The sequence below is a fragment of the Brachybacterium vulturis genome (assembly GCF_043641765.1).
Lineage (GTDB): Bacteria > Actinomycetota > Actinomycetes > Actinomycetales > Dermabacteraceae > Brachybacterium > Brachybacterium vulturis_A.
On the sequence record NZ_JBHZRO010000013.1, the window covers coordinates 42,473 to 54,933 of the forward strand.

A 12,461-nucleotide genomic window follows, 5' to 3' on the forward strand; every position below is an offset into this window, starting at 1 on the left:
CCTAGTGCTTGACCTTGCCCATGAGGCCGGTGGGGCGGACGAGGATGACCACCGCGAGCAGCAGCACGACCGCGAGGTCCCCGGCGCCGAAGTAGTAGTTCGCGAACTGCTGGATGACCGCCACGATCACCGCGGCGATCGCGGCACCCGAGAGGGAGCCCAGCCCGCCGATCACGGTGACGATGAAGGCGTAGATCAGCAGCGAGGTGCCCTGATGGGCGCTGACCTGTCCGTAGTACACCGAGGCGAGCACGCCGCCCAGTCCCGCGGCGGCCCCGCCGATCGCGAACACGATGGTGAAGGCGCGGCGCACGTCGATGCCGAGCGCGGTGACCATGGTGCGGTTCTCCACCCCGGCGCGGATGATCAGGCCGTAGCTGGTCTTCCGCAGGAACAGCACGATCAGCAGCAGCACCACCACCGCGGCGCCGATCAGCAGCCACCGGTCGTTGGGGATGTGCACCCCGGCGATGTCGGTGGTCCGGCTGAGCCAGCCGGGGGACTGGATCTGGATCGGATCGGAGCCCCAGATCCCCTCGAACAGGGCCACGGTCGCCAGGCCCAGGCCGACGGTCACCAGCACCTGCTCGATGTGACGGTTGTACAGCCGACGGATGAACACCAGCTCCGTCAGCGCCGCGGACCCGGCACCGACCAGCACGCCGATGGCCATACCGATCAGCAGCCCGGCCCAGCTGCCGTCGCCGACGCGCCTGCCGACCTCCCAGCCCAGGAAGCCGGACAGGGTGAGGAAGGAGCCGTGGGCGAAGTTCAGCACGCCCATCAGCCCGTAGATGAGCGACAGCCCGGAGGCGACCAGGAAGTAGAGGGCGCCCAGGCCCACCCCGGTGATGAGCAGGAGGATCACAGCGCTCATGTCGAGGACCTCTTCTCGTCGGCGTCGGGGGCGGGGGCGGCGGCCTGCTCGGCGAGCCCGTCCGCGGTCTTCCCGTCGGAGGAGACGCCGAGATGGCGCTGGACCAGGTCGGAGTCGAGGAACTCCGCGGCCGGGCCGGCGTGCACCACCCGGCCCCCGGAGAGCACCATCACGGTGTGCGCGAGGTCGCGCACCACCTGCAGGTTCTGCTCCACCAGCAGCATCGGGGTGAGCTCCGCCGCCGTCTTCAGCGCCTCGGTGACGGTGCCGACGATCAGCGGGGCGAGCCCCTTGGTGGGCTCGTCGACCAGGATCAGCTGGTTGTCGTTCATCAGCGCCCGGGAGAGGGAGACCATCTGCTGCTGCCCTCCCGAAAGGGTGCCCGCCTGCTGGGCCGCACGCTGGCGCAGCTCGGGGAAGAGCTCATCGACCAGCGTGCGGTGCGGGGCCCCGCCGCGCTCGGCCAGGCGCAGGTTCTCCGCCACGGTGAGCTGGCTGAAGACCTCCCGGTCCTCGGGGACGTAGGCGATGCCCTGCTGGATGACGCGATGGGTCATGAGCCCGTCGATGCGGGTGCCGTCGAAGGTCACCTCGCCGCTGCGCTCGTACAGACCCAGCAGGCCCTTCAGCGTGGAGGACTTGCCCACGCCGTTGCGGCCCAGCAGCGCGGTCACGCCGTGCGCGGCGACGTCGAAGGAGACGTCCTCGACGACCTGTTGGCCGGCGATGCGGACATTGAGGTCCCGCACGGTGAGGATGGGGGTCATACGGTCTCTCCGAGGTAGGCCTTCTGCACGTCGAGGTCGGCCATGACGGCATCGGGGGTGTCGATCGCGAGCAGCTCGCCGTGGTGCATCACCGCGACCCGGTCCACCAGGTCCATCAGCACCTCCATGTGGTGCTCGACCATGAGGACGGTGCGGCCGCCCCGGTGGAGCCGACGGATGACCTCCATCAGCCCCTGCACATCGCCCGAGCCGACGCCCGCCATGGGCTCGTCCAGCAGCACCACCTGGGGGTCGGTGGCGATCAGCATGGCGATCTCGAGCTTGCGCTTGTCACCGTGCGAGAGGGTCCCGGCCTCGGTGTCGACGTGGTGGGCCAGGCCCACCTCCTCCAGGCAGCGCCCGGCGACGACGTCGGCCTCGTCCCCCCGCCGCGGGAACCTCCATGGGCTGGTGGCGGCGCCGAGCGTGGACTGCGCGGCCATGCGCACGTTCTTCCCGGCGGTCAGGCCCGGGAAGACGCTCGAGGTCTGGAAGGTGCGGCCCAGACCGACCCGCGCCCGCTGATGCACTTTCCGGCCGGTCACGTCCTCACCGTCCAGGAGGACCCGTCCGGTGGTGGGGGACATGACGCCGGAGATGATGTTGAAAAGAGTGGTCTTGCCGGCACCGTTGGGGCCTATCACGCCCACCATCTCGCCGGTGGCGACCTCGAGGTCCACGTCGTTCAGGATGCGGGCGCCGCCGATCTGGAGGCCGATGTGCGTCAGCTGCAGCGCGGATCGGTCGCTCATCACTCTGCGGCCACCGGCGGGGCGACGGCCTCGGCGTCCGCGGTCTCGACCAGCTCGGGCACCCACTCGCCGTCCTGGTCGACGAGCTTCACCTGGAACATCGGCTGGATCAGGGCGTGGTCCTCGGCCCGGACGGTGAGCTCACCCTTGACGGAGTCGAAGGTCCAGCCCTCGAGCGCGTCGATCATGGCCGGGGTCTCGCCCTGGCCCTCCTCGACGGCGTGGACCAGCATCTGCGCGGCGACGAAGCCGTCGACGGTGAACAGATCGGGCTCGTTGCCGTTCTCCTCGAGGAAGGCGTCCATGGCCTGCGAGGCCTCGTTGCCGGTCGCGCCGGGGAAGTAGTGGTTCAGGAACTGGATGTCCCCGGAGCCGGGGCCGTAGGCCTGGTAGGAGGCGCGGTCGGCGAGGCCGGTGACCACGGTGGTGTCCTCCAGGACCTGCTGCTGGGAGAGGGCCTCCCACATCGCACCGGTGGTGGCACCGGCCCAGGCCACGAACACCATGTCCGGCTCGGCGGCGAGGATCTGCTGGGCGAAGGGGGTGAACTCGGTGGCGTCCTCGGGGACCAGGATCGGCTCGACCTCGGCGCCCTCGGCGCCGAGCACGGCCTCCACGGAGGAGACGTTGCCCTGGCCGAAGGCGTTGTCCTGGCCGAACACCACGATCTTCGCGCCGTCGAGATCCTCGAGGAAGGTCGCCGCGGTGGCGACGTCCTGGATGGTCTGGCGACCGGAGCGGAAGGTCTGCTCGTTCACGCCGGTCAGCGCGTCGGTGGCGGCGGGACCGGAGAGGAACAGGGTCTCGTTCTGGGCGGCCTGCTCGGCGACGGCCACGGCCACCCCGGAGGCGACCGAGCCGGCGATCACATCGGTGCCCTCACCGATCATGGTGCGGGCGTGCTGCACGGCGGTGTCCGGATTGCCCTGATCATCGACCCATTCGATGGAGAGGTCGACACCGTCGACCTCGCCGGTGCCGTCGGTGGCGTAGTCCAGACCGGCCTCGAAGCCCTGCTGGTAGGTGGCCCCGTAGGCGGCCAGCGGGCCGGTGATCGAGGTGATCATGCCGACCTCGACCGCGACATCGCCCTCGGCGCCATCGGCCCCGCCTCCGGCGGCCTCATCGGCAGCGGGGGCGCAGGCCCCCAGGGCGAGCGCGGCGGCGGCGCCGGCGGCGGCGAACTTCATCGTTCTGCGCATGATGTGCCTTTCGAGCAGTGCGGGCCCGAGAGCGTCCATCGGCGTGGTCCGGGAGGCTGCTGCCGCGGGAGCGGGGCTGCTGCCGTGCCGTGCACCTGTGCTGGTGCCGTGGTGCCGGATACGTCGTGGTGGGGCATCGCGGGGATCATGAACCTGACAGGTGGTTCAGGCTTCAGGTCCTATGGTGCGCGCGAGAGTGACCTGCGTCAAACGGGCAGGTGGGGGTGGGGGTGCATCGTGACGGATTCGTGACCGGGCGGGGGTGCTCTCCGCGGTGGGGCCACCACACCGGACCGCTCTGCCCGTGCCCGGGGCCGCCAGCAGAGCCCGTGCCCGGCGCCACCAGCAGAGCCACCAGAATTCTGACGTGTACGACGGATGAACGGCCATGCGGCCATGCGGCGTCCATCCCTCACCGGAGGCAGAAATCTGGTGGTGCGAACCGGTGCCCGGCGCATCGCGGGTCGACGGCACGTCGGTGTGCATAGGGTGGAAGGCCAGCACGCAGGAGAGCAGCGCGGAGGAGAGCAGTGATGCCGGACCGGCCCGATGCCCAGACTCGCCCGGCCTCACGGCTGCCCCCCGGGAGAGGAGCTCGTCCGCGCGCCGCGCCCGATCGTGCGCGCGCGGATCGGCGCGGCCGCGTTCACCGTGCTGCTGGTCATCACGCTCGTCGCTCCCGTGGTCATCGATGCCGAGGCGATGCCCGGGCTCTCGCTGATCGCTCTCGGGAACCTGCTGCTGATGGGCTTCGCCGAGCTGATCGACGCGAGCAGCCGCGGGTTCCTGCTCGCCGTGCGACTCGGCGGGGTCGCGATCGCTCTGCTCGGGCTCGTCGTCCTGCTTCTCTGATCCCGCCTGACCCCGGCCGCCGCCGGGTTCACCGCCGCCAGAAGAAGCAGTGCTCGACGCCGCTCGGCGCGGTGATCCGCTCGAGGTGGAAGCGGTCCTCGAGCTCCTCGGGACGCTCCCACAGCCGCAGTCCGGTCCCGTACTCGAGCGGCGCGATCGCCACGTGCATCTCGTCGATGAGATCCGCCCAGAGGAACTCGCGCAGCGTGGTGACGCCGCCGCCGATGCGCACGTCCTTCCCCTCGGCCGCCGCCGTCGCCTGCGCCAGTGCCTCGGCCGGAGCGGCGTCCACGAAGTGGAAGGTGGTCTCCCCGACGGTCAGCGGCGGCCGCGGATGATGGGTGAGCACGAACATCGGGGTGTGGAACGGCGGCTCCTCTCCCCACCAGCCCGTCCAGCCGTCATCGCTCCAGGGGCCGCGCTGCGGGCCGAACTTGTGCCGGCCCATGATCTCGGCACCGATGCCCTGGGCGAAGTCGCGGGTCAGCCGGTCCTCGAACCCCCGGCTGCCGCCGGGAGCCGTGCGACCGGGGAAGTGCGCGGTCTCGAAGGCCCAGGCCATCAGCTCTCCGGGGTCGACATGACCGAAGGGCCGCTGCAGGGTCTGCTCCTGGCCGGCGCCGATGCCGTCGCGGGAGACGCCGAAGCTCTGGACGCGCACGCGCTGCGTCATGACGGGATCCTCTCGAGGGGATGTGCACCATCGTGCTCTTCGCGGGCGGGGCTGTCACCCCTCAGCCCGCTCACGGCGCCGGACGGGGTGCCGTTGCGGCCGGTGGCGACATCGACATCTCCCGGCGCGTCTCACGCTTGCCGGTGACGCGGCGGTGACGCGGCGGTGACGCAGTGGTGACCGCCTGGTGACAAGCCGCTGTCAGGGTGACCGGCATGATCTCCCATGCGCTGGTCGTGGTGCGGAATGAGCTCGAGAGGCACCTGAAGGGCTTCGACGAGAACGTGACGCATTGCGCGCTGGGCAGTCCGGCGGATGTCTCCTCGCCGCAGGGAGGCACCGGGCAGCTGCGGGAGAAGGTGCTGCTGACCGTCGTGAACATCTCCGAGGAGAAGACGCATCGGAACCTGCCGAACCGTACACGAGACCCGGAACAGCTGACGGCACGCTACGAGAACCCGCCGATCTGCCTGAACCTGGCCCTGCTGGTCTCGGCCACCCATGGCGAGTACTCCGACGCTCTGCTGGGCCTGTCCCGGGCGATCGCGTTCTTCCAGGCCGTCCCCGAGTTCGCGCCGGACACGATCTCCCCCGAGTCGCTGCAGGAGGGCCAGCCTGTCAATCCTCTTGATCGACTGGATGATTTCCGCCTGGTGCTGACCCTCTGGTCGCCGACCATGGAGGAGGTCAACGACATGTGGGGGATGCTGGGCGGGAAGCAGTTCCCCTTCGCGCTGTACTCGATGCGGATGCTCGAGCTGCGCCTGCCGGTCGCCCCGCGCGAGAATCCGCTGATCAGCGAGGTCCTCGGCTCCTTCTCCCACGAGGTGGCGGTGACCTGAGATGGCCGAGGCGAGACGCTCCGCCTTCACCCCGCTGGTGGAGGTGCGACTGCTGCACCACTACTGGTTGGATGACGGTGCCACGGTGTTCGCGACCGACGGAGGCGCGGACAGGGACCGTCGCCTGTGCATCTACGACGTGCGCCGCCTGCTGACCATCCGACCCACCCACGGGACCGAGTCCCTGCTGCGCGGGCTGCGGGGCGTGCTGCGGGTGACCGCGACCGGGGTGCTGATCGCGGTGCCGTCGCAGGCAGTCATCTCCGCTGACGTCCGGTTCACCTTCACCCTGAGCCCGCGGGTCGCCGACCTCGGCGCCTATACCGCGATGTCGCTGCGTCGACGCACCACCGTCGAGGCCACCGAGCAGGAGGGTGACCGTCTCGCGGTGCGCCGCTACCGCACCGAGGTCCCGCTGCTGTCGAACCTGACGGGCACGGCCCGTGGCGCCGCCGGCGAGCCTGGCCGGCGGCTGTTCCTGTCTCGCGAGTACGGAGCCGGCCCGGGGGAGCGGGTCGAGGACCTCGTGGTCGAGGATGGTCGCCTGCTGCATCTGACCAGTGATGCTCCCGGCGCCGGGACCCAGGAGCTCGGCGCAACGGCGGAGCTGCCCGTCTACGTCCACCAGGGTGATGTGCCCCGGATCGTCCCACCCCCGCACATCGACGGGGCACCGGAGCGCGGCGTGGAGCTGACCCCGGCCCTGCCCGCGGACACGATGGCGGTGATCGATCTGGTCGCCCGTCGGCCCGATGACCCGGAGTTCGACCTGCTGGGTGCGGACGGCACCGCCCGCCGGCCCCCTCCGGTGTTCGAGGTGCACTTCAGGAACCGCCGCACCACCTGGCAGTTCGTCGGCCGTGATGACGGCGTCGAGCAGCACGTGGAACCGCACGCGCTGCCGCTGACCCACCATGGCCGGGCCGTGGACCGCCAGAAGCCCGCAGCCTCCTCCCTCGCGGTGGAGGTCGACCCTGCCGACTCGACGAGGATCGCCCGATTGGTCTCCGTCATCCCCGTCCACTAGCCCGGAAGAAGGACTGTCATGCCCACGTACACGACACCAGGCGTCTACATCGAGGAGATCCCCTCGTTCCCGCCGAGCGTCGCCCCGGTCGCGACGGCGATCCCCGCTTTCATCGGCTGCACCGAGAAGGCTCGACGTGATGAGCCGGGTGACCTCCACCAGGTGCCGACGCGCATCGAGTCCCTGGTCGAGTTCCAGGAGCTCTTCGGCGGCCCGCCCCGGGAGACCGCGGTGACGGTCACGATCGCGGAGACGACGGATTCCTCCCCGGAGGGAGCAGGGTTCGCGGCGACAGCCACGCTCCCCGATGCCGACCGCTCTCCGCATCTCCTCTTCCCTTCCCTGCGGCTGTTCTTCGCCAACGGAGGCGGGAGCTGCTACATCGTCTCCTCCGGACGCTTCGCGGAGGACGGTGACGCGACCGGCGACGCCCCCGGCGACGGCGATGACGGCACCCCCGACGACGGCACGACGGACGACGACCCGGGCGCCGGCGGTGGAGGCACGGGAGGCGGCGGCAGTGGCAGTGCCGCCGTCGGCCCGGGGCTCACGGTCGCCGCCTTCGCGACGGCGATCACCGCGCTGGAGGCCGTCGACGAACCCACGCTCCTGGTCATCCCCGAGGCGCAGCAGCTCGAGGACATCGCAGCGTTCGCCGGCGTGTGGAACTCGGCCCTGACCCAGTGCCTGGAGCTGGGCGACCGCTTCGCCCTGCTCGACCTCTTCGGCGCCGACGACGCCGTCGACCGCACCGCGCTGAACTCGGCGGTGACCGCGTTCCGCAACGAGGGCCCGATTATCGCGCTGGACCGCGGCGCCGCCTACGCCCCGAACCTGGTCACCCAGTACGACGTCGTGGTCGACACGAGCGTCACGAACGTCGCACACACCATCGATGACGGCGCCCCGACCACGAAGACCCTGGACGAATGGACGGCAGCCAACACGCAGGTCCATGAACGGGCCGTGGCCGCGATCCGCGACCTGCCCGTCGTCCTGCCGCCGAGCGCGGCGCTCGCCGGGATCTGCGCCCGGATCGACGGCGAGCGCGGCGTCTGGAAAGCCCCGGCGAACGTGGCGCTGGTCGACGTGCTGCGACCGACGGTGGAGGTCACCGACGCCCAACAGGGCGAGTTCAACATCGACTCCAGCGGGAAGTCGATCAACGCGATCCGCACCCGCACGGGCCGCGGCACGGTGGTGTGGGGCGCCCGCACCCTGGCGGGCAACAGCAACGAGTGGCGCTACGTGAGCGTGCGCCGCTTCTTCCTGTTCGCCGGGGAATCGATCCGCAAGGCCACCGAGCAGTTCGTGTTCGAGCCCAACGACGCCAACACCTGGGTCAAGGTGCAGTCCATGATCGAGAACTTCCTGACTCTCCAGTGGCGGGCGGGGGCGCTGCAGGGGGTGAAGCCCGAGCACGCCTTCTACGTCGCCGTCGGCCTGGGACGCACCATGACCGCGATGGACATCCTGGAGGGCCGGATGATCGTCGAGATCGGGATGGCCGCCGTGCGACCCGCCGAGTTCATCGTGCTGCGCTTCTCCCACACGATGGCGCAGAGCTGACCGCCCGGGTGATCCCGGGACCGACCCCACTTCGGAACGGAGCACATCATGCCGCAGGACTATCCGATCCCCCGCTACCACTTCCAGGTGCAGTGGGGCTCAGCCCGGCTCAACTTCACCGAGGTCACCGGCCTGGTGATGGAGCGCGAGAAGATCGAGTACCGCCACAGCGACTCCAAGGACTTCGCGAAGCTGGTGATGCCGGGGCTGGTCAAGAACGGCAACATCACCCTCAAGCGCGGCACCTTCGAGCAGGACATCGACTTCGCCACCTGGCACGAGTCGGTCACCAACACCCGCGCCGAGAACCGTCGGGACGTGCTCATCAACCTGCTGAACGAGAAGCACGAACCGGTGGCCGCCTGGAAGGCCATCCGCTGCTTCCCGGTCAAGACCTCCGGCGCCGACCTGAAATCCGACGCCAACGAGATCGCCATCGAGAGCGTGGAGATCGCGCACGAAGGACTCACGCAGATGGAGATCTGACCCGGCGCCGATGCGAGAGGAGGTGAGGACCGTGACCTATTACCCGCCCTGGGCCTTCCACTACCGGGTGGAGTTCGAGGACAGCAGCACACCGGATGACGCCCGGTTCCAGTCGGTCTCGGGGCTGAGCGTCGAGTACGAGACCGAGGAGTACGCCGAGGGCGGGGAGAACCGTTTCGTGCACAAGCTGCCTGTGCGCACCACGTACTCCGACCTGGTGCTCACCCGTGGCATGTTCACCGGCTCCGAGACGATCGCCTGGTTCCTGGAGGCGTTCCGCGATCGGGTCTTCTCCCCGCGCTCCCTCACCGTCACCCTGCTGAACGAGCGGTCCGAGCCGCTGCGCACCTGGAACGTGGTCCACGCGATCCCGAAGAAGTGGTCGATCAGCGACCTCGACGCCCAGGAGAGCGCCGTGGTCATCGAGACCCTCGAGCTGACCTACCGGTACTTCCACGTCAGCCCGTCCCCGCAGGCCTCCGAGACCCGCACGGCCTGAGCAGAGCAGACAGGAACAGCCCCATGCCCATCGAGATCGACGAGCTGCGCATCCGGATGACCGTCGACGGCGACTCCGCCACCGGCGGGCCGGGCACGGGCGGCGGCCGGAGCGGACTCAGCCAGACCGAGCGCAACGAGCTCCTGGCCGACTGCGTCGAGCAGGTGCTGCGGATCCTGCGGGACCGAGAGGAGCGCTGAGCAGCCATGGCGCAGTCCGGGACCCTCGAGAAGATGCTGGTCCTCGCCTTTCTGACGGCGCAGGACGCGTCCCAGGGCGGTCGCCTGCAGGCGGCGCGCGAGTTCGAGGTGCTGATCAATCCGGAGTCCTACACCCTCGAGCACACGCTCGAGCTCGCGAAGCGGCAGGGGCAGGGGACCGGCGGGACCGAGCTGGTGTACCTGTACAGCCCACCGCAGGGACTGACCCTGGACTTCCTCTTCGACGCCTCCGGCATCATCGACGGCGACGCGAAGCCGGAGGGGATCCAGAAGGACGTCGACGACTTCCGCTCCGTGCTGGTGGGCTTCGTCGGGAAGAGCCACGAGCCGTATCACCTCAAGCTGGTGTGGGGAGAGGCGATCTTCAGCGGCCGGGCCGTCTCCGCGAGCACCCTGTACAAGCTGTTCCGACCCGATGGGAAGCCGCTGCGGGCGGTGATGACGGTGCAGTTCGTCAGCTCGATCGCCGATGCGCGGCGCCGCGCGGAGGAGGCCAAGGAATCCCCCGACCTCACCCACCAGCGCACCGTCCGCCCCGGGGACACCCTGCCCGGTCTCTGCCACCGCGTCTACGGCGACCCCCGCCACTATCTCCGCGTCGCCGAGGCCAACGGGCTGGATGACTTCCGCACCCTGAGGGTGGGCAGCTCGCTGCTGTTCCCTCGTCTGTCCGCACAGGAGAGGACACCATGAGCGGGCCCACGCGCCTCCGCCTGCTCGTCGACGACGAGGAGATCCTCGCCGGCGACGCGGTGCTGTCGCTGACGGTCGCCCACGAGCTGGGCCGTATCCCGCGGGCGACCCTCCGCCTGGCCGACGGTGAGCCCGCCCGGCAGACCTTCCCGCTCTCGGACACCGACCAGCTGGTGCCCGGGCGGCGCCTGGAGATCCGCCTCGGCACGGACGAGGGGGAGTGGAGCGTGTTCCGCGGTCCCGTCATCGGCCAGCGGATCCGGGTGCGACGGCAGAGCAACAGCCTCACCGTCGAATGCCGGGATGAGGCGGTGCGGATGACCCGGGGCCGCCGCAGCCGCTGCTTCGGTGATTCCACCGACGCCGCGGCGCTCGAGGAGCTGGTGGAGGCCCATGGCCTCGTCGCCCAGGTCGCCCCCACCGGTGCTGAGCACCCGATGCTGGTCCAGCACGACGCCACCGACTGGGACTTCCTGCTCTCCCGTGCCGAGGCCAACGGGCACGTGGTCGCCGTCCGGGACGGCATCGTCACTGTCGGCCCGCCGCGCCTGGACGTCGACCCGGTGACCACCGCCGACTTCGGGGAGGACCTGCTCGAGCTCGACGCCGAGCTCGACGCCTCCGTACAGGTCAGCGGCATCACCGCGGCGGCCTGGGACGCGGCCGATCAGCAGGTCCTGCAGGTCGACGCCGCCGAGCCGAGGCTCGATCCCCCCGGGAACCTCGCCCCCGCCGACCTCGCCGAGGTGCTCGGCACCGCGCCCGTGGCCCTGCGCCACGGCGGTCGGCTCAGCGCGCAGGAGCTGCAGGCCTGGGCCGACGGTCGCCTGCTGCGCGAGCGGCTGGCGCAGGTGCGCGGCCGGGTCCGGGTGCGGGGCGTCGGCGGCATCACCGCCGGAGACGTCATCGAGGTGACCGGTATCGGCCGCCGCTTCGCCGGCCGTCACTACGTCTCCGCTGTCCGCCACACGATGACCGACGGGGCGTGGGAGACGGACCTCGTGATCGGCCTGCCGGCCGCTGCCGGGACCGGCACCGGCTGCGGTGGCGCACCGGTCAGCGCTGCACCCGCCGGCGGACTGCTGCCCTCGGTGCCCGCCCTGCAGAGCGGTGTGGTCACCGACCTCGACGGCGATCCCGCCGGTCAGGAGCGCATCCGGGTGCGTCTGCCGCTGGCCGACGACACCGCGGAGGGCACCTGGGCGCGGCTGGCCACCCTCGACGCGGGGGAGGGGCGCGGCACCTGCTTCCGTCCGGAGATCGGCGACGAGGTGGTGGTCGGCTTCCTCGCCGCGGACCCGCGCCATCCCGTCGTGCTGGGGCAGGTGCACAGCAGTGCCCACCCGGCTCCGTTCCCCGCCACCGAGGACAACCAGGTCAAGGGCTACCGCAGCCGGGAGGGGCTGGAGCTGCGTTTCGATGACGGGACCGGCGAGATCAGCCTGGCCACCCCCGGAGGGAACCGGCTCACCCTCAGCGAGGACGAGACGGCCGTGACGCTCGCCGACCAGCACGGCAGCACCGTGGTGCTGGACGGGAACGGAATCACCCTGTCCAGCACCTCCGACCTCACCCTCGAGGCGGCCGGCTCCGTGACCGTCTCGGCGATGGACATCTCCCTGGCGGCCCAGGGACGGTTCGTCGCCGAGGGCATGGCCGGCGCCGACGTCACCGCCACCGGTGCCCTCACCCTTGCGGGCAGCCTGATCCGACTGAACTGAGGAGATGACCATGTTCCCCGCCGCGCGCCTCACCGACCTGGTGGTCAGCACCGCCACCCAGGGCGTCCCCCTGCCGCTGACCGGCCCCGGTGCGCCGACGGTGCTGATCGGTGGGCTGCCGGCCGCAGTGCTCGGCGACAGCTGCGGTGTCGACGCCGTCCTCAGCGGCTCGACCACCGTGCTGTGCGGCGGGAAACCCGCGGCCCGGGTGATGGATCCGACCGCCGGCGGGGGCATGGTCCTGCCGCCCGGGGCCCCCACCGTGCTGATCGGAGCATGA

15 protein-coding genes are annotated in these 12,461 nt (G+C 70.6%); 10 read left to right on the top strand and 5 right to left on the bottom strand.

Features of this window, described 5'->3' with window-relative positions; genetic code table 11:
• Position 1 precedes the first annotated feature (1 nt).
• The 4 genes from ACHUEU_RS11280 to ACHUEU_RS11295 are packed head-to-tail and all read right to left on the bottom strand — an operon-like array spanning position 2 to position 3,598.
• Positions 2–877 carry a branched-chain amino acid ABC transporter permease gene (locus tag ACHUEU_RS11280; RefSeq protein WP_394216221.1) on the bottom strand — a complete coding sequence of 292 codons (876 nt, stop codon included), beginning with the start codon at positions 875–877 and terminating at the stop codon, positions 2–4.
• Positions 874–1,644 carry an ABC transporter ATP-binding protein gene (locus ACHUEU_RS11285; RefSeq protein WP_394216222.1) on the bottom strand — a complete coding sequence of 257 codons (771 nt, stop codon included), beginning with the start codon at positions 1,642–1,644 and terminating at the stop codon, positions 874–876. Before ACHUEU_RS11285 ends, ACHUEU_RS11280 begins: the two co-directional genes overlap by 4 nt.
• Complete coding sequence (locus ACHUEU_RS11290) at positions 1,641–2,396, bottom strand: ABC transporter ATP-binding protein (RefSeq protein WP_394216223.1); 756 nt, start codon at positions 2,394–2,396, stop codon at positions 1,641–1,643. Before ACHUEU_RS11290 ends, ACHUEU_RS11285 begins: the two co-directional genes overlap by 4 nt.
• Positions 2,396–3,598, bottom strand: coding sequence for a substrate-binding domain-containing protein (locus ACHUEU_RS11295; RefSeq protein ID WP_394216224.1), 1,203 nt, complete (start codon positions 3,596–3,598; stop codon positions 2,396–2,398). Before ACHUEU_RS11295 ends, ACHUEU_RS11290 begins: the two co-directional genes overlap by 1 nt.
• A 549-nt stretch (positions 3,599–4,147) precedes the next feature.
• Between ACHUEU_RS11295 and ACHUEU_RS11300 the strand changes: the two genes are divergently transcribed.
• Positions 4,148–4,450 (top strand): hypothetical protein, encoded by a 303-nt coding sequence (locus tag ACHUEU_RS11300; protein WP_394216225.1) that lies wholly within the window; start codon positions 4,148–4,150, stop codon positions 4,448–4,450.
• A 28-nt stretch (positions 4,451–4,478) separates the two neighbouring features.
• Here ACHUEU_RS11300 and ACHUEU_RS11305 read toward each other — a convergent pair whose 3' ends face one another.
• The gene (locus ACHUEU_RS11305; protein ID WP_394216226.1) at positions 4,479–5,123 is read right to left on the bottom strand and encodes a dihydrofolate reductase family protein; all 645 of its coding nucleotides are present in this window, start codon (positions 5,121–5,123) and stop codon (positions 4,479–4,481) included.
• A gap of 215 nt (positions 5,124–5,338) precedes the next feature.
• On the opposite strand from ACHUEU_RS11305, the gene ACHUEU_RS11310 reads away from it, so the two are divergent.
• The 9 genes from ACHUEU_RS11310 to ACHUEU_RS11350 are packed head-to-tail and all read left to right on the top strand — an operon-like array spanning position 5,339 to position 12,461.
• Positions 5,339–5,965, top strand: coding sequence for a Pvc16 family protein (locus ACHUEU_RS11310; protein ID WP_394216227.1), 627 nt, complete (start codon positions 5,339–5,341; stop codon positions 5,963–5,965).
• Position 5,966: 1 nt separating this feature from the next.
• Positions 5,967–6,992 carry a hypothetical protein gene (locus ACHUEU_RS11315; RefSeq protein WP_394216228.1) on the top strand — a complete coding sequence of 342 codons (1,026 nt, stop codon included), beginning with the start codon at positions 5,967–5,969 and terminating at the stop codon, positions 6,990–6,992.
• An 18-nt stretch (positions 6,993–7,010) separates the two neighbouring features.
• A complete protein-coding gene (locus tag ACHUEU_RS11320; protein WP_394216229.1) occupies positions 7,011–8,561 on the top strand; it encodes a phage tail sheath family protein in 1,551 nt (516 codons plus the stop codon).
• Positions 8,562–8,609: 48 nt separating this feature from the next.
• Positions 8,610–9,047: a phage tail protein gene (locus ACHUEU_RS11325; RefSeq protein WP_394216230.1), complete on the top strand. Its 438-nt coding sequence runs from the start codon at positions 8,610–8,612 to the stop codon at positions 9,045–9,047.
• A 22-nt stretch (positions 9,048–9,069) separates the two neighbouring features.
• Complete coding sequence (locus ACHUEU_RS11330; RefSeq protein WP_394216231.1) at positions 9,070–9,546, top strand: phage tail protein; 477 nt, start codon at positions 9,070–9,072, stop codon at positions 9,544–9,546.
• Between the two features lie 23 nt (positions 9,547–9,569).
• Positions 9,570–9,746, top strand: coding sequence for a DUF5908 family protein (locus tag ACHUEU_RS11335; protein ID WP_394216232.1), 177 nt, complete (start codon positions 9,570–9,572; stop codon positions 9,744–9,746).
• A 6-nt stretch (positions 9,747–9,752) separates the two neighbouring features.
• The gene (locus tag ACHUEU_RS11340; protein ID WP_394216233.1) at positions 9,753–10,460 is read left to right on the top strand and encodes a LysM peptidoglycan-binding domain-containing protein; all 708 of its coding nucleotides are present in this window, start codon (positions 9,753–9,755) and stop codon (positions 10,458–10,460) included.
• Positions 10,457–12,181, top strand: coding sequence for a type VI secretion system tip protein VgrG (gene vgrG / locus ACHUEU_RS11345; RefSeq protein ID WP_394216234.1), 1,725 nt, complete (start codon positions 10,457–10,459; stop codon positions 12,179–12,181). Before ACHUEU_RS11340 ends, vgrG begins: the two co-directional genes overlap by 4 nt.
• Before the next feature lie 4 nt (positions 12,182–12,185).
• On the top strand, positions 12,186–12,461 hold the full coding sequence (locus tag ACHUEU_RS11350) for a PAAR domain-containing protein (RefSeq protein ID WP_394216235.1): 276 nt from the start codon (positions 12,186–12,188) through the stop codon (positions 12,459–12,461).